Source organism: Bradyrhizobium sp. UNPF46, from assembly GCF_006658625.1.
GTDB lineage: Bacteria > Pseudomonadota > Alphaproteobacteria > Rhizobiales > Xanthobacteraceae > Bradyrhizobium > Bradyrhizobium nitroreducens.
Window position 1 is genome coordinate 1 of sequence record NZ_LFJB01000030.1, and the last position, 15,707, is coordinate 15,707.

Annotated in this window: 16 protein-coding genes; 1 reads left to right on the plus strand and 15 read right to left on the minus strand. The window is 63.6% G+C overall.

Annotation, left to right across the window (positions count from 1 at the left end; translation table 11 throughout):
• A partial coding sequence (locus UNPF46_RS13405) for a tetratricopeptide repeat protein (RefSeq protein WP_181769913.1) occupies positions 1-514 on the minus strand: 514 nt, incomplete at its 3' end.
• Between the two features lie 338 nt (positions 515-852).
• Between UNPF46_RS13405 and UNPF46_RS13410 the strand changes: the two genes are divergently transcribed.
• Entirely contained in the window at positions 853-1,485 is a 633-nt protein-coding gene (locus tag UNPF46_RS13410; RefSeq protein WP_142250324.1) for a tyrosine-type recombinase/integrase, read from the plus strand.
• A 106-nt stretch (positions 1,486-1,591) separates the two neighbouring features.
• Here UNPF46_RS13410 and UNPF46_RS13415 read toward each other — a convergent pair whose 3' ends face one another.
• From UNPF46_RS13415 to nuoN, 14 genes are all read right to left on the minus strand, one after another.
• A complete protein-coding gene (locus tag UNPF46_RS13415; protein ID WP_142250325.1) occupies positions 1,592-2,296 on the minus strand; it encodes a hypothetical protein in 705 nt (234 codons plus the stop codon).
• Positions 2,297-2,934: 638 nt separating this feature from the next.
• Positions 2,935-3,345: a hypothetical protein gene (locus UNPF46_RS13420; RefSeq protein WP_142250326.1), complete on the minus strand. Its 411-nt coding sequence runs from the start codon at positions 3,343-3,345 to the stop codon at positions 2,935-2,937.
• 219 nt (positions 3,346-3,564) lie between these two features.
• Positions 3,565-4,602, minus strand: coding sequence for an ABC transporter ATP-binding protein (locus UNPF46_RS13425; protein ID WP_142250327.1), 1,038 nt, complete (start codon positions 4,600-4,602; stop codon positions 3,565-3,567).
• Entirely contained in the window at positions 4,595-5,575 is a 981-nt protein-coding gene (locus UNPF46_RS13430; RefSeq protein WP_142250328.1) for an ABC transporter ATP-binding protein, read from the minus strand. The genes UNPF46_RS13425 and UNPF46_RS13430 overlap by 8 nt, the downstream gene beginning before the upstream one ends.
• Positions 5,572-6,393, minus strand: coding sequence for an ABC transporter permease (locus UNPF46_RS13435; protein WP_100179700.1), 822 nt, complete (start codon positions 6,391-6,393; stop codon positions 5,572-5,574). Before UNPF46_RS13435 ends, UNPF46_RS13430 begins: the two co-directional genes overlap by 4 nt.
• On the minus strand, positions 6,390-7,313 hold the full coding sequence (locus tag UNPF46_RS13440) for an ABC transporter permease (RefSeq protein WP_100179699.1): 924 nt from the start codon (positions 7,311-7,313) through the stop codon (positions 6,390-6,392). Before UNPF46_RS13440 ends, UNPF46_RS13435 begins: the two co-directional genes overlap by 4 nt.
• Before the next feature lie 59 nt (positions 7,314-7,372).
• Positions 7,373-8,962, minus strand: a complete 1,590-nt coding sequence (locus tag UNPF46_RS13445) for an ABC transporter substrate-binding protein (protein WP_142250329.1) — start codon at positions 8,960-8,962, stop codon at positions 7,373-7,375.
• A 380-nt stretch (positions 8,963-9,342) separates the two neighbouring features.
• A complete protein-coding gene (gene mtnK / locus UNPF46_RS13450) occupies positions 9,343-10,629 on the minus strand; it encodes an S-methyl-5-thioribose kinase (RefSeq protein WP_142250330.1) in 1,287 nt (428 codons plus the stop codon).
• Between the two features lie 35 nt (positions 10,630-10,664).
• Complete coding sequence (locus tag UNPF46_RS13455) at positions 10,665-11,012, minus strand: hypothetical protein (RefSeq protein ID WP_100179696.1); 348 nt, start codon at positions 11,010-11,012, stop codon at positions 10,665-10,667.
• A 29-nt stretch (positions 11,013-11,041) separates the two neighbouring features.
• Complete coding sequence (locus tag UNPF46_RS13460; RefSeq protein WP_142250331.1) at positions 11,042-11,317, minus strand: DUF1467 family protein; 276 nt, start codon at positions 11,315-11,317, stop codon at positions 11,042-11,044.
• A 9-nt stretch (positions 11,318-11,326) separates the two neighbouring features.
• Positions 11,327-11,731 (minus strand): methylmalonyl-CoA epimerase, encoded by a 405-nt coding sequence (gene mce / locus UNPF46_RS13465; protein WP_097662509.1) that lies wholly within the window; start codon positions 11,729-11,731, stop codon positions 11,327-11,329.
• A gap of 50 nt (positions 11,732-11,781) precedes the next feature.
• Complete coding sequence (locus tag UNPF46_RS13470) at positions 11,782-13,452, minus strand: ribonuclease J (RefSeq protein ID WP_142250332.1); 1,671 nt, start codon at positions 13,450-13,452, stop codon at positions 11,782-11,784.
• Positions 13,452-14,258: a biotin--[acetyl-CoA-carboxylase] ligase gene (locus tag UNPF46_RS13475; protein ID WP_142250333.1), complete on the minus strand. Its 807-nt coding sequence runs from the start codon at positions 14,256-14,258 to the stop codon at positions 13,452-13,454. The genes UNPF46_RS13470 and UNPF46_RS13475 overlap by 1 nt, the downstream gene beginning before the upstream one ends.
• A 1-nt stretch (position 14,259) precedes the next feature.
• On the minus strand, positions 14,260-15,696 hold the full coding sequence (gene nuoN / locus UNPF46_RS13480) for an NADH-quinone oxidoreductase subunit NuoN (RefSeq protein ID WP_142250334.1): 1,437 nt from the start codon (positions 15,694-15,696) through the stop codon (positions 14,260-14,262).
• Positions 15,697-15,707 lie beyond the last annotated feature (11 nt).

A 15,707-nucleotide genomic window follows, 5' to 3' on the forward strand; every position in this document is an offset into this window, starting at 1 on the left:
GCAGAAGGTGGCCTGCCTTATACGCAGCGTCAGCATGCCCCGGATCAAGTTCGAACGCGCGACGAAAGCAAAGTAGAGCTTCGCTGCTTCTTCGAGCCTGGATCAGCGCATCTCCCATCTGCCGCCAAAGCTCGGCATCGCTGGACTTGACCTCTATTGCCTTGTCGCAGACCCTCAAGGCCTCTTCAAGGCGGCCAGCAGCCGCAAGCGCATTGCCCAGCGTGGCCAAGTAGACAGGTTGGGGATCTTTCCGGATCGCACGGGAGGCCCAATCTATTGCTCTGTCCGCGCGACCGGCGGCAGCGTCTACAACGGCCATGAGGTGAAGGCTTTCAGCGCTCTCCGCATCGAGCTTGAATGCTTCTTTGACGCAAGACTGTGCCTTCAGTAGTTGGCCACTGCGCAAATGTTCGATCGCAGCGGCACGAAATTTCTCGAGGCGCATCGCTGCAAGATGACCTTTATCGCCCGGCTCCGAGTTCTGTTGGATGATTTGACGCTCAGAATGTGCCATTGCAACTCCACGAGGGACATGCACAATCTCTAGGTGATTCTCTGTTAACGAGTAATGGATCGCTAGATCATCCTTACGTATGCATACAACGAAAGGCAGTCCTGGCAAAGTTGCATGCCTGCGGATTTGCCATTGATCTGTTGCGAGCGGACCTTGGTTTGAGAAGGTTGCTTGGCGAAGGGGCCTTGTTCGCAGGCTGCAATGCCCGCTTCGAAATAAAATCGGTCCGGCATAGTTCGAATTGGACGTAAGTACGTCTTCAATCATCTAAAAGCGAACGCTGAACTAGAAGGGCTCCCGGCGGAAAATGACCAGCCTCACTAGCTGAGGAGGTCGACATGACCGCTACCACAAGCACCATCCCCGCTGTCTCGAAGCACGTTCCTTGGAACAAGGGAAAGATTGTCGGAGCAAAGCCGCCGCTCCGTCCGAAGCACGTCTGGTCAATCCGAACCAAGCTCCAGGTCGAAGGCCGAATGCGCGATCTGGCGCTGTTCAACGTCGCAATCGATAGCAAGCTCCGCGGCTGCGACGTCGTAGCCTTGAAAGTCGATGACCTTGCGCCAGGCGGATATTCGGCCGACCGCGCGACCGTCCGACAGAAGAAGACCGGCCGGCCAGTCAAATTTGAATTGACGGAATCGCCCCGGCAGGCAATCGACGACTTCTTACGGATTACAGGCAAGAAGTCAGGAGAGTATTTGTTCACTGGCCGGCGGCGGAGTGGACATATGACGACCCGCCAGTATGCCCGGCTCCTATCTCACTGGATCGCCGATATCGGACCAGACCCGCACCTGTTCGGGACGCATTCCCTTCGCCGGACCAAGGCGACCTTGATCTATCGCCGAACTGGCAACCTGCGAGCCGTACAGCTCCTTCTGGGGCATACGAAGATCGAGAGCACCGTCCGATATCTTGGCATCGAGGTCGACGACGCGCTCGCGATAGCAGAACAAGTTGACGTCTGACTTCGGGGGCAGAGCAGACGCGCTCTGCGCTGCCCTTACAGACAGCTCCGGGCCAGAAGCAGAATTAGGCCTGCCTCGCGTTGCCGCCCCGTGCGTTCCCACTAAATCAGTAGGTTTGATCGAAATCGTATGAACTCAACTGGTTTGTGATCGTACGGCTTGTCCCGTACTTTGACCCATCAAGCCTGAAGTTCTTCGCTTGATATTCAGACAACCACGGCAACTTTGACTTGATACTCGTCGTGACCGGCTCATCCGTCATATCAAGCGTGATCTCGTTCCAAGTGACGTTCTGGCCCAGCGCCGCCTGAAGATCGTTCGGATTGACCTCGATCACGCTCATCGGATCATTGATGTCAGCGAATGTCACGAGATCAGGCAGGTCGGCAGGAGTAATCCTTACCGGACCCCGCACGTGGGAAAGGCGCGCGACCCAATCCAAAAAAGCATCGTCATTTCCAAATTCTGTCTGCAGACCGTGGAACTTAGACACTAAGCCAGCGCCAGACCAATCCCAAATAACGCCGCCCGGCTTTTCGTGAAGGTGACTGGTGAGCAAAGCGATTAGCGGCCTCGCATTGGGGCCGAGGTCCAGATACAGAGCTTGGCCGCGAAGCCTGTGCGGGGTTCCACGAGCAGGGATTGAGACTTGCCGAAAATCCCACTCAGTTACGCTTGAGCTCCGCTTAATGCCTTCCGGCGTGTTGACTGACAGTGTCAGTTTGTATCGGTAGCTCTCGGACCGCCCGCAGCCAGCTAGGCAAAGGCTGATCGCGACTAGAGCGCCAAGCCGAACGAAAAACAGTGGCATAATCGGCATCGTGCGAAACCCATTTGCGGCGAACTTCAAGGTGCCCAACAAGGTTGTGCGAGCTATTTTGGTCAACCAATATCGCGCCAAATTCTCAACTATGAATGAAGCAGCCGAGGTCCGCTTCAGGTCAATCGCGTCACTTTGGGCGCGTGCCGTTCGCTTCCGGTCTACGCCTGTGAACTACAGTGTTCGACCGCTCCGGCATGTCTCAAACGGGCCAATCGCAGACATTAGGCTGCTCGCCAATCAGCGGGATTTCAGATCGCGCCGCTCTTTGAACTTGCGTCCGACCAGGTATCCCACAGATGCGAAGGCCAAAATCGGCGGCAGAGCAAACACTGCGGAATAGGCAAGCAGCTCGATCAAACTCGGAGGGTGACGGAAGCCTTGCTGAACGCGCGTAAGAGCGAGGAGCGCTATGGCGGCGGCATAGCTAAGAAGGACGCACAGAAACCATCGTCCCACAAGCCGCCCAATTGCTGCGCCAACGATCAGGGCAGGAATAAAGGAGAGTAACGCTACGGTACCCCATAAGTAGGCTAGGTCTCTAAACCATCGAATATCCCACACCGGAAACCTCCGCGTCTCCTAGCGCGAACAATGAGCTACTGCGCAGCGTAGCCGTGCCCGTCCTGTCAAAAGCTGCCATCCGGACGCGGAAACCCTCGCCCCTTCGGAGGTGCTTGTTCGATGCAAGTCTTCGCCCGGGCGACAACTTCCTTCGGTGATAGCTCATTGAGAATTCGATCACGTTCCTTCCCAAAGATGAACGCAAGCTCCATCAGACGTTCATGCTCACCTTCAGGCTCACGTGTGTCCAACCTTCGGAAAGTCGCAGAGGCGTTCTGATGGTTGACCTCAGCGTCGTTGGCTTTTTGTCGTAGCGCAAGGTCATTGGGGACTTTGCCCGTTTCCATAAGCTTGTCCGCGACAAAAATAGTCGTCGCACAAGTGAGATGGGCGTCCTCCTGGGGAGAACACGCCCCGACACATAAGCTCGCAGCAACAAGTTGAGCCAAAACTGCGGTTTTGCAGATAGATTTCACGGCCAATCTCGGTTCGGAGCGGGCGACAAATGACCTGACACCCCCAAGGCCACTTGTCGGTTGCAGAGGAGCGCTCCGTCAACCGAGATCACAGTGAATGCTCAATTTTCCATAAACAGAGGATGTCCGCTTCGGGTCAAAACCAGTCGTACTCTGAAGAACGCAATCATTCCGCTTCGATCTTAGAACCGGACATCCGCGGCATTATGAGTTTACGTCCTAATCCGCCGCCGCGGCCACCCGTCCCGCAAGCTCCTCACTCCGCCAGCACCGCACCGCATGTCCGTCGGGCCGCGTCTCCAGCACTGGCCCCGGCTCGCGACGGCAGACATCTTCCGCATAGCGGCAGCGCGGGCTGAAGGCGCAGCCGTCAGGCGGATTCAGCGGGTTGGGAAGGTCGCCCCCTGTCGTCGCCAGCGGAGCATGGTGCAAGGGATCCGGGATGGCCGCGATCAGTGCACGCGTATAGGGGTGCGCGGGCCGTTCGAAGATCTCGCGCCAGTCGCCGTTCTCGACGATGCGGCCGAGATACATCACGGCGACGCGGTCACTCATGTGCTCGACGACGCCGAGGTCGTGGCTGATCATGATGTAGGACAGGCCGAGCGTATCCTTCAGCTCCAGCAGCAGATTGATGATCTGTGCGCGGATCGAGACGTCGAGCGCCGACACCGGCTCGTCGCAGATCACGATCTTGGGATTGAGGATCAACGCGCGCGCAATGCCGATACGCTGGCGCTGGCCGCCGGAGAATTCGTGCGGGTAGCGGTCGGCCTGCTCGGGCCGCAGGCCGACATGGCGCAGCATCGTCGCGACGCGGTCCTCGATTTCGCTCTTCGCGGTGACCCCGTGCACGCGCAGGGGATCCTCCAGCGTGCGGCGAACGGTCTGGCGCGGGTTGAGCGAGGCATAGGGATCCTGAAACACGATCTGCACGGTGCGGGCGAGCGCCTTGCGATCGCCGGATTGGCGGCTCGTCACCACCTGCCCGTCCACCGTGATGCGGCCGCGCGTCGGCGCCAGCAGGCCGAGGATCGACAAGGCGACCGTCGACTTGCCCGAGCCGGACTCGCCGACGAGGCCGAGGCACTCGCCGCGCTTCAAGCTGAGATCGACGCCGTCGACGGCCCGGAGCAGCCGCTTGCCGCCCCCCAGCAAGCCGCCGCCAAGCGGAAAATGAACCGCGAGATCCCTAACGCTGAGAATGAGATCGTCGTCCGGCCTTCCCTCACCCGGCATGTCGTGCGGCTCATGCATGGTGATGGCACCTCACCAACCCGCCCGCCTCCAGCAAATCCACATCCGGAGCCGCGGTACGGCAAATCTCGGTCGCCTGCGCGCAGCGCGGATTGAACCGGCAGCCATCGGGGAAATGGGTGATGGCGGGAACGACGCCCGCGATCTCCTGGAGCCTGGCGCGGCCGAGCGCAGCGCGGCTGCCGAGCCGCGGCAGCGAGGCGACGAGGCCCTGCGTATAGGGGTGCGAGGGCGCGCGGAAGATATCGGCCGAGCCGCGCTCCTCGACGATGCGGCCGGCATACATCACGGCGACGCGGCGACAGACATTGGCGACGAGGCCGAGATCGTGGCTGATCATCAGGATGGCGGTTCCCCGCTCCGCGCACAAATTCCGCATCAGCTCGATGATCTCGGCCTGCACGGTGACGTCGAGAGCCGTGGTCGGCTCGTCGGCGATCAGCAGATCCGGACCGCAGGCGAGCGCGATGGCGATCATCACGCGCTGGCGCATGCCGCCCGACAGCTGGTGCGGATAGTCTTTCACGCGCCGCTCGGGCGCAGGCACGCGGACATTCGCCAGCGCCTCGACCGCGAGCCGGTCGGCCTCCCGCCAGCTCTTGCCCTTGTGCAGCACGAACATCTCGGCGATCTGCCGGCCCACGGGCGAGACCGGGTTCAGCGCCGTCATCGGCTCCTGGAAGATCATCGCGATCCGGTTGCCGCGCAGATCGCGCTGTCTGGCGGCCGACAGGTGCTGGATCTCCCGGCCCTCGAAACGGATGACGCCGCCGCCGATCGACAAGGGGTGCCGCAGCAGGCCGATCAGGGCCAGCGCCGTGATGCTCTTGCCGCAGCCGGATTCGCCGACGAGGCCGAAGGTCTCGCCGCGGTCGATGCGGAACGAAACGCCCTCGGCCGCCGCAACGCGCCCCGATCCGGTATCGAGATCGAGCTTGAGGTCCTCGACCTCGAGCAGCGGCGTGCCGGTCATGTGCGCCGGCTCCGCGATTGGGGATCGAGGATGTCGCGCAGGCCGTCGCCGAGCAGATTGAGGCCGAGCACGGTCAGGAAGATGGCGAGGCCCGGAAAGATCGAGAGCCACGGCGCCGTCGTGATCTGCTCGCGGGCTTCCGACAGCATGCTGCCCCAGCTTGGGAAGGGCGGACGGACGCCAAGGCCGAGGAACGACAAGGCGGCCTCCGACAACACCGCGCTGCCCATGCCGAGCGTGCCGATCACGATCAGCGGCCCGAGCATGTTCGGCAGCAGCTGCGTGATCATGATGCGCAGATCGCCGTAGCCGAGCACGGTCGCCGCCTGCACATAACCCTGGCTCCGCAGCGACAGCGCCGAGGCCCGCGCGATCCGGCAGGTGAAGGACCAGTTGGTCAGCCCGAGCGCGATCAACAGGCTGGTCAGGCCGGGGCCGAGCACCGCCATGATCGCCAGCGCGAAGATCAGCGACGGGATCGCGAGCATGAGGTTGGTCAGGGCGTTGACGACATCGTCCCACCAGCCGCCGAAATAGCCGGCGCTCAGCCCCAAGGCCACGCCGATGACGCTGTTGATGAGCTGCGAGATGATCCCGACCGTCAGCGAGACGCGTGCGCCGTAGACGACGCGGGAATAGATGTCGCGGCCCTGGTCGTCGGTGCCGAACCACCAGGTCCAGCTCGGCGGCTCTTCCGCGTTCATGAGATTGGCATCCATGACGGGATCGGTGTGCGCGAGCCAGGGCGCGAGCAGGCCGACCAGGATCGCAAGCGCGAACAGCGAACCCCCGATGACGAGATTGGCGCGGAGCTTCATGCGTATCGGATCCTGGGATCGATCACGCCGTAGAGCACGTCGATCAAGAGATTGATCGCGAGGAAGGCCAGCACCACCACGAGAATGGAGCCCTGCACGGCCGGGATGTCCCGCTGCAGGACGCTGTCGACCAGCAGCGAGCCGATCCCCGGCCAGGAGAACAGTTTTTCGACCACGACCGCCTGCCCCATCAAGGCGCCGAATTGCAGGCCGACGGTGGTGAGGATGATGACGAGCGCGTTGCGCATCACATGCCATTTCACCACCCTCGTCTCGCTCATGCCCTTGGAGCGCGCGGTGCGGACGAAATCAGCGGTCATGATCTCCAGGACCGCGGCGCGGGTCGTCCGGGCAAACAGCGCCATCGGCGACACCCCGAGCGTCACGGCCGGCAGCAGCAGATATTTCAATCCGCCGTCGCCGTAGCCGAAACTCGGCAGCCAGCCGAGCTTCAGCGCGAACAGGTACATCAGGACCAGCCCGAGCCAGAATTTGGCGATGGACAGGCCCGACACGGCAACGACCATCGCAAGCGTATCGACGATGCCGCCCGGCTTCAGCGCCGCGATGAAACCCAGCGGCACACCGACGACGACGGCAAACGCCATGGCGGCGAAGACGAGCTGCAGCGTCGGCCATGCCCGCTTGGCGATCATGGTCGTAACAGGCTCGCGGGTCCGGAACGACGTCCCGAAATCACCGGTCGCGAGCTTGGCAATGTAGGCGCCGAACCGCACATAGACGGGATCGTCGAGGCCGAGCTGCTTCTTCATCCGCAGCTCGACCTGGGGATCGCTATCGTCGCTCATGGAGGAGACGATGCTGCCGGGAACGACGCTGAACAGCACGAAGACCAGCAGCACGACCGCGAGCACGGTCGGAATGGTCTGCAGCAGGCGACGGAACAGGAACGAGAGCATCGGCACTTTCCTCTCCCCCTCCACCGTTCGCTACGATGGAGGGAGCGCGAGAGCGTCTGTCACTTCGCGGGCGAGGTCTCGTCGACCCAGAGGTCTTCGACGTTCTGGTGAGTCAGCTCCGTCGCATTCAGCTGAACTCCCTTCAGCCACGGCTGCACCGCCATGACCGCCTTGTTGTAGTTGAAGAACCAGACCGGCGCCTCGTCATAGAGCAGCGCATTGGCCTTTTGCAGCAATTCGATGCGCCTTGCGCCGTCGTCGGCCTGCCCTGCCTGGTCGACGATCTTGTCGAAATCGGCGTTCTTGTAGGTCATGTAGTTGCAGGCCGGCTGCGGCGTCGCCGAGTGGAAGCATTTGAGGGCGGCCAGCGGGTCAGGACCGCTGGCCTGGGAATAGATGAAGGCCTGATAGTCGCCGCTGCGCACCACCTCCGCCAGCACCGCGGTCTCGACCTGCTTCACCTTCACCTTGATGCCGACCTTGTCCAGCATCGGGATCACGGCCGACACGATCGGCAGGCCCCAGCTTTCGTTCTGGCTGGTGGTCCATTCGAATTCGAAGCCTGAGGGGTAGCCGGCCTCGGCGAGCAGCTGCTTGGCCTTGGCGGGATCGTAGGCGTAAGGCTTCATCGCCTTGTCATAGGCGGGCGAGGTCAGCGGCAGCCAGCTGGTGGCGCGATAGGCCTTGCCCTTGACCAGCTTGTTGATGATCAGATCGGTATCGATCGCGTAGTTGATCGCCTGCCTCACGCGCTTGTCGGAAAACGGCTTGAACGAGGGATTCATGCCCATGTAGCGCGTGAAGACCTCGGCGACCTCGACGATGGTGCCCTTGAGGGCGGCGTCGGACTGATACGCCACGTATTGCGCAGGTCCCAGCACCGAGGTGTCGATCTCCTTGTTGCGGAAGGCGACGTCGCGGGCCGCGGCCTCGGCCATGATCGACACGATGACCTTGTCGGCATAAGGCTTGCCCGGCTTGTAGAACCGGTCCCATCGCTCCAGCACGATGCGCGATCCCGGCACGTGCTCGACGAATTTGAACGGCCCGAGACCGATCGGCTTCTGGATGAAGCTCTCCTTGGCGCCTTCGTCGGCGGGATAGATCGAGGTCAGCGCGGTGAAGAAGTAGAAGCCGGGATCGACCTTCTCTGTCAGCTTCATCTCGATGGTGAAATCGTCGATCTTCTTCAGGCCGGAGATCTCCTTGGCCTGGCCCTTCTCGACCGCCGCGGCCCCCTCGATGACGCGCACGAAGCGCGCACCGGGAAAGGCCTTGGTGCCGTCCATGATGCGGTTGTAGGACCAGATGACATCGTCCGCGGTCATCTTCCGGCCGTTGTGGAAATAGGCGTCGTCGCGCAGCTTGAAGGTATGAACCAGGCCTCCGCCCGAGACCACGTCCTCCTTGGCGAGCTCCAGAACCGGCTTTCCTTCCGCCGAATTCCAGATGTAGAGCGAGCGATGCAGCGCCTTGGCGTAGATCTCGTCCTGGGCGCGCTGCGTGGTGTGAATGTCGAGACTCGTGAAGCTCGAGCCATACGGCGCGGTCATGCGGATGGTTCCGCCCCTGCGCGGCGTCTGGGCCTCCGCCGTGGCGGCCAGCGCCAGCCCAATCCCCGCAACGATCGCAATCATCCTGAACATCATGAGTCCCCCAACAACGCAGGTGCGTGCCGATCAGGGATTTGATCATTCGTCACCCGTCGAACGCAAGCTTCGTTTTGGTGGTGACCTATCCCGGTTCCAGATGGCAGCCCTTCGACGGAGACCTCGAGGACACAGGTTGCATCCCGCGGCCAGTGCAAGCCGCCGATTGACGCGGTGCGTCATCGAACGAACATGACGATGGGTCACCGTTGGCAACCGTCCGCGGCCTCCCCCGCCATTGCGAGCGAAGGCTTCGCCACGTCATTGCGACGAACTCTTGCGACGAAGCAATCTAGATTCTTTCCGCGGAGGGATTCTGGATTGCTTCGCTACGCTCGCAATGACGGAGTGTGGAGCCCCCTCCTCGCAGAAAGTCTTCGTCAGCCCGACAATTCCGGCATCCAGTCCCGCAGCTTCCGCGCGGCGCCCGTCACATCGCCGATCGTCCGAAAAGTCCCGGTCTCCACCATCATCGCCCGCGCCAGCCGCACCGCGCGTGCTTCGCTGATCGCCCGCGTCTTCGCATCCTCGATCAGCTCGAAGTCGATGTTATGGGCGAGGCCGAAGATGCGGCGGATGGTCTTTGCGGCGGCGAAGCCGACGGCCTCAGTGAACAGGCGCTGCATGTAGGTCTGGCGCTCGGCCTCGAGGCGCGTCGCGCCCTGCGGGCCGGCAAAGAGCGAGACCGGATAGGCATCGCCAGTGCCCCCTGCGCGCCAGAGCTCCAGAAACTTGCGGGCAAACCCGATCCAGACCTGCTCGATCGTCTCCAGCACCCAGGCCTCGAACGCGGCCCGCTCGCCTGGGGCGCGCTCGTGGCCGGCGGAGGCGAAATAAGCCATCAGGAGGTTGGCGAGCACGGCGCCGACGTCGAACCCCATCGGGCCATAGAACGCGAATTCGGGATCGATCACCCGCGTCTGGCTGGCCGTGACCATGATAGAACCGGTGTGGAGGTCGCCATGGAGCAGCGCCTCGGGGCTTGCCATGAATTTCAGCTTCAGCCGGGAGACGGCAACGTGCAGCTCCATGTCGTCGCGCAGGCTGGCGGCGAGCGCATCGAGATAGGGCGCGGTCCAGCGGTTCTGCTCGGCGATGCGGTAGGGATCGGTGAAGATCAGGTCCTCGGTGATCTTGCAGAGCGCATGGTTGCCGGCGAAGGCCGCAATGCCCTGCTTCTTCTCGGCCGCCGACAGCGCAAGGTCGGAGGTGAAGAACAGCGTCCGCGCCATGAAGGTGGTGATGTCACCGGCGAAGCCGGGATATTGCCTGCCCGCGACCAGCCCCTTGCGCATGATGATGTGGGGCTCGAGCAGCTCCATCACCGTCAGCGCGAGAGTCTCGTCGTGATGCAGCAGAGCCGGCACGAGGCCGGGTGCGAGCTCCGCCTGGCGTGACAACGCGAGATATTCGTAGTGGGCCCGCGACAGCGGCAGCGGCCAGCTCTCGCCGACGAGGCGGACATAAGGCAGCGCCTGCTTCACGGCGACGCCGCCGCTCGTGCCCTTGACGATGAAGACGAGGTTGAGGTTGCCGTCGCCGACCTCGGTAATGTCCCAGGCAGCCGGATCGCCGCCGAGGCGCGCCGTCAGATCCGGCAGGCCTGCGAGATGATCCCGCAAGTCCGCCTCATGCAGAATCCGGTAGTCTCCCTGCCCCTGCACCATGACGATCCCATCCCATGCCTGGCATGGCCGGATCGTTACTCCCGCTCCAGGAAGCTCGAGCCGATCTCGGCCTTTCGTTTGATCGGATCGTAATCACAATAAACGAGGTCCGCCACCAGCGTGTAGCTGGCGCTGACCGTGTATTTGTCCAGCTTGACGGAGTTGAGGCCGATCACCGAGGTGCTCTTGCCGCCGTTCCATTTGAACGGGGTCGAGCTCTTGGCCTGCTCGCAGGCCATGACGGCTTCGTTGAAGACATAGCCCTCGACGAACGCCTTCAGGGTGCGCACCTGCACCGCCATTCGCCACTCGAAATAGCCGACGGCGCCGAGACCGGCCACGATCAACACCAGAAGCGCGATGACGATCCTCTGAAAAGTCATTCGTCCCCCCAAAGCAGTATCCAAAAAGTCTAAAACGGCATGCCCATCAATTTCGAAAGGTGCTCGATCGAGAGATAGCCGGCGTGATAGGCGGCAAGGCCCGCGCCGTAGATGATCGCCGAGATGATGGTTGTCCAGATCAGCTTGCGGCCCATCCGGGTCAAGATCGGGGCACCGGGGTCGGTGCCGGGCGCGCCGCCGCCGTCCTCGTGCTGGCTGCGCACGCCGAATGGCAGCGTCAGGAACAGCGCGATCCACCAGATGACGAAGTAAATCGCGATCGCGGTCGAGATCTGGATGGCCATGGGGCGGCCTTATGCCTGCTCGATTTCGACCAGCGCGCCGGAAAAGTCCTTCGGGTGCAGGAACAGCACCGGCTTGCCGTGGGCGCCGATCTTGGGCACGCCATCGCCGAGCACGCGGGCCCCCTCCTTCACCAGCGTGTCGCGCGAGGCGATGATGTCCACGACCTCGTAGCAGACATGGTGGATGCCGCCGTCGGGGTTGCGCTCGACGAATTTTGCGATCGGCGAGGCCTCGCCGAGCGGCTCGATGAATTCGATCTTGGTGTTGGGGAGCGTGGCGAACACCGTGATGACGCCGTGCTCGGGCAGCGGCACGGCTTCCGAGATCTGGGCGCCGAACGCCGTGCCGTAGATCTTCGCGGCCTTGACGGCATCCTTGGTCGCGATCGCGACATGGTTGAGGCGACCCAGCATGTTCCTTCTCCCTCAGCGCATGATCCGCAGAACAGACCATGCCGACACAGTTACACTGTCAGCACGTGTACCAGACAGGGGGGCTTCTTGCCCCAATGTTCGTTGATGACGGACCGGACAGCGCGTCGCACCGACTCGCCCAAGGCGTCGGGGTCGCGACGGCGGGCCTTCGGCAGCCCCTCGATCGTCGACATCACGGCGTCGAAGACGATGTCGTCGAAGGGCTCGCCCGCCCTGTTCTTCTCGGGGATGCCGACCAGATCGACCTCGGGATCGTCGGCCAGCTCGCCCTGCTCGGTCATGGCGATGGCGACGAAGGCGCAGCCGGAGAAGGCCATGCGACGGCGCTCGACCACGGCACGCGACTTGGAATCCTCCAAAATCGTGCCGTCCTTGTAGAGACGGCCCGAGGGCACCTCGCCGACGATGCCGGGATCGCCCGGGCCGAGCTTGACGAGGTCGCCGTTGCGGCAGACCAGCACGCGCGGCACGCCGGCGGCGCGCGCCAGCTTGGCGTGCTCGTGCAGATGCAGGGCTTCGCCATGAACGGGGATCAGGAGCTGCGGCCTGGTCCAGGCGATCATGTCGCGCAATTCGTCGCGGCGGGGATGGCCGGAGACGTGGACCAGAGCGTCGCGGTCGGTGATGATCTCGACGCCCTGCAGCACCAGATTGTTGATGATCGAGCCGACCGCCTTCTCGTTGCCGGGGATGGTGCGCGAGGAGAAGATGACGCTGTCGCCGCGGTTGAGCGTGATCTCGGGGTGGTCGTCATTGGCGATGCGGGCCAGCGCGGCGCGCGCTTCGCCCTGGCTGCCGGTGCACAGCGCCAGCACCTTGTCCTGGGGCAGATGGCCGTAGACCTCGGGCGAACGGAAATTCTGCACGCCGTCGAGATAGCCGCATTCGCGCGCGACCTGCACCACGCGCTCCATGGCACGTCCGACCACGACGACCTCGCGATCGGCGGCTTTCGCAGCGGCCGCGACAGCCTTGATGCGGGCGACGTTGGAGGCGAAGGTCGTGACGGCGACGCGGCCCTTGGCCGACTTCACGAGATCGATGATGGTGCGGGCGACCTCGGCTTCCGAGGGCGAGCGGCCGTCGCGCACCGCGTTGGTGGAATCGCCGATCAGGGCGAGCAGCCCCTCCTCGCCGAGCTCGCGCAGCCGCTTCTCGTCGGTCGGCTGCCCCAGGGTCGGGGTCGGGTCGATCTTCCAGTCGCCGGTGTGCAGCACCGTGCCGGCCGAGGTGTGGATCGCCAGCGCATGCGCCTCGGGAATCGAATGCGCGACGGGAATGAACTCGACGTTGAACGGGCCGACATCGACGCGGCCGCCGGACGGCACCACCGTCACCGGGATCTTCGGCGCATTGCGCTCGGCGGCACATTTGGCCTCGAACAGCGCGGCGCTGAACTGCGTCGCGTAGATCGGGCATTTCAGCTTCGGCCAGAGGTCGATGATGGCGCCGAAATGATCCTCATGGGCGTGGGTCAGCACCAGCCCCATCAGGTTCTTGCGCTCCTTCTCCAGGAAGCTGATGTCCGGCATGATCAGGTCGATGCCCGGCAGATGCTCCTCGTCGCCGAAGGAGACACCGAGATCGACCGCCATCCAGGCGCGCTGCTGGCGGTTGCCGAGGCCGTAGATCGACAGGTTCATGCCGATCTCGCCGACGCCGCCGAGCGGCGCAAACACCAGTTCTTCGGGCTTCGCCATTACGCAGCTCCCACGGAGCGGACCGGGCCGAAGAATACCTCGCCCGCGGCCACCGGAACACGGCGGCCGTCGGCGGTGCGAACGATCAGGCAGCCGGTGTCGTCGATGGTGTCAAAAATGCCTTCCAGCGTCGTGGCTCCCGTGTGGATCGCAACCGGCTCGCCAAGGCCGGCGGCCCGCTCCAGCCAGAGTTTTCGGATATCGGCAAAGCCACGGCCATTGTCCCAAAGACCGCGGAACTCGACCCAGGCGTCGGATAGCGCCGAGAACAGCTCCTCGGCGCTGATCTGGACGCCGAGCGCGGCCAGCGAGATGGCGGGCGTGGGCGTCCCCTCGGGCGCGGCGACGACATTGGTGCCGATACCGACGACGATGGCGAGGCGGCCGGCAATGGCCTCCGCCTCCAGGCCGATGCCCACGAGCTTCTTGCCGTTCGCCAGCACGTCGTTCGGCCATTTCAGGGCGTAGCGGGGACGGCCCTCGCCGAGGCGCAGGGCGGCTTCCAGGCTGACTTTCTCCAGCGCGGCCTCTTCGGCCAGCCCGGCGGCAAACCCGATGGTGGCGGCAACCGCAGGCGCGATGTCGAGGACCTCGAGAACGCTGGCCGCGAGGTTGCCCTTCGGCGCGATCCAGGCGCGCTGCCGGCGGCCGCGGCCGGCGGTCTGCTCCGACGTGACGAACCACATCGGGCCGCGTTCGCCGGCCCGGGCGCGTTCGATCGCCTCGGTGTTGGTCGAGCCGGTCCGTTCGAACGCCGCGAGCTTGTAGCCCGCAGCTCTTGCGCGAGGACCGAGCGCGAAGGCCATCCTAGAACAGCGACTTTGCCGCGGCGGAGGCGACGCTCACCACGGGGCCTGCGAACAGCGCGAACAGGATGTTGAACAGGCCCGCCACGGCCAGCACCGTCCGCACTTCGATGCGCACCGGATCGACCTGGCCGGCCGGCTCGTCGAAATACATCGTCTTGACGATGGCGAGGTAGTAGTAGGCGCCGACCACGCTGGTCAGCACGCCGACGACGGCGAGCGTGAACAAGTTGGCCTTGATCGCAGCAACGAAGACGTACCATTTCGCAAAGAAGCCGGCGAGCGGCGGGATGCCGGCGAGCGAGAACAGCAGCATCGCGAACATGAAGGCGAGCAGCGGGTTGGTGCGCGACAGACCTGCGAAATCGCTGATCTGCTCGACGGCCTGGCCGTTGCGGCGCATGGCGAGGATGATCGAGAACGAGCCGAGCGTCATCGCGACATAGATCACGATGTACATCAGGACGCCCTGCGCGCCCTCGACCGTGCCCGAGGCAAGGCCGACCAGGGCAAAGCCCATGTGGCCGATCGAGGAATAGGCCATCAGGCGCTTGATGTTGGTCTGGCCGATCGCGGCGAAGGAGCCGAGCGCCATCGAGGCGATCGACACGAACACCAGGATCTGCTGCCACTGCGAGACGATGCCGGGGAATGCGGTCAGCGTGACGCGGGTGAAGACGGCGAGCGCGGCGACCTTCGGCGCCGAGGCGAAGAAGGCCGTGACCGGGGTCGGCGCGCCCTCGTACACGTCAGGCGTCCACATGTGGAACGGCACGGCCGACACCTTGAAGCAGAGGCCGACGAGCAGGAAGACCAGACCGAACAACAGGCCAACGTTCGAAACCGTCGCGGCCGCGGCAATGCCGGTGAAGCTGACCGTGCCGGTGAAGCCGTAGATCAGCGAGGCGCCGTAGAGCAGCATGCCCGAGGACAGCGCGCCGAGCACGAAGTACTTGAGGCCGGCTTCGGTCGACTTGGCGTTGTCGCGGTTCGAGGCCGCCACGACATAGAGCGCCAGCGACATCAATTCGAGGCCGAGATAGAGCGAGATCAGGTCGCCGGCCGAGATCAGCACCATCATGCCGAGCGTCGAGAGCAGCACCAGGATGGCGTATTCGAAGATGCGGCGCGAGGGATCGGACAGGAACTCGGTCGACAGCACCAGCGTCACCGCCGAGCCGATCAGGGCCAGGATCTTCATGAAGCGGGCGAAATCGTCGACGATGAAGCTGCCGCCGAAGGTCACCTGCTTGCCGGCGGGCAGCATGTATTCGAGCACGCCGACCACGACCAGAAGCACGACCGCCAGCGAGGTGACCGCGCTCGTGGTCCCCTGCCCGCGATAGGCGCCCAGCATCAGCAGAGCCATGGCTCCGATCGCGAGCACGATCTCGGGCAGCACCGGCGCCAGTTGATAACCTGCAGTCTCAAAGCTCATGGCGATATCCT

Coding starts and splice junctions, on each gene's coding strand:
- UNPF46_RS13425 (WP_142250327.1), bottom strand. CDS start 4,602: ATGCATGAGCCGCACGACATGCCGGGTGAGGGAAGGCCGGACGACGAT.
- UNPF46_RS13410 (WP_142250324.1), top strand. CDS start 853: ATGACCGCTACCACAAGCACCATCCCCGCTGTCTCGAAGCACGTTCCT.
- UNPF46_RS13435 (WP_100179700.1), bottom strand. CDS start 6,393: ATGAAGCTCCGCGCCAATCTCGTCATCGGGGGTTCGCTGTTCGCGCTT.
- UNPF46_RS13460 (WP_142250331.1), bottom strand. CDS start 11,317: ATGGCCATCCAGATCTCGACCGCGATCGCGATTTACTTCGTCATCTGG.
- UNPF46_RS13415 (WP_142250325.1), bottom strand. CDS start 2,296: ATGCCACTGTTTTTCGTTCGGCTTGGCGCTCTAGTCGCGATCAGCCTT.
- UNPF46_RS13470 (WP_142250332.1), bottom strand. CDS start 13,452: ATGGCGAAGCCCGAAGAACTGGTGTTTGCGCCGCTCGGCGGCGTCGGC.
- UNPF46_RS13445 (WP_142250329.1), bottom strand. CDS start 8,962: ATGATGTTCAGGATGATTGCGATCGTTGCGGGGATTGGGCTGGCGCTG.
- mce (WP_097662509.1), bottom strand. CDS start 11,731: ATGCTGGGTCGCCTCAACCATGTCGCGATCGCGACCAAGGATGCCGTC.
- mtnK (WP_142250330.1), bottom strand. CDS start 10,629: ATGGTGCAGGGGCAGGGAGACTACCGGATTCTGCATGAGGCGGACTTG.
- nuoN (WP_142250334.1), bottom strand. CDS start 15,696: ATGAGCTTTGAGACTGCAGGTTATCAACTGGCGCCGGTGCTGCCCGAG.
- UNPF46_RS13430 (WP_142250328.1), bottom strand. CDS start 5,575: ATGACCGGCACGCCGCTGCTCGAGGTCGAGGACCTCAAGCTCGATCTC.
- UNPF46_RS13475 (WP_142250333.1), bottom strand. CDS start 14,258: ATGGCCTTCGCGCTCGGTCCTCGCGCAAGAGCTGCGGGCTACAAGCTC.
- UNPF46_RS13440 (WP_100179699.1), bottom strand. CDS start 7,313: ATGCTCTCGTTCCTGTTCCGTCGCCTGCTGCAGACCATTCCGACCGTG.
- UNPF46_RS13455 (WP_100179696.1), bottom strand. CDS start 11,012: ATGACTTTTCAGAGGATCGTCATCGCGCTTCTGGTGTTGATCGTGGCC.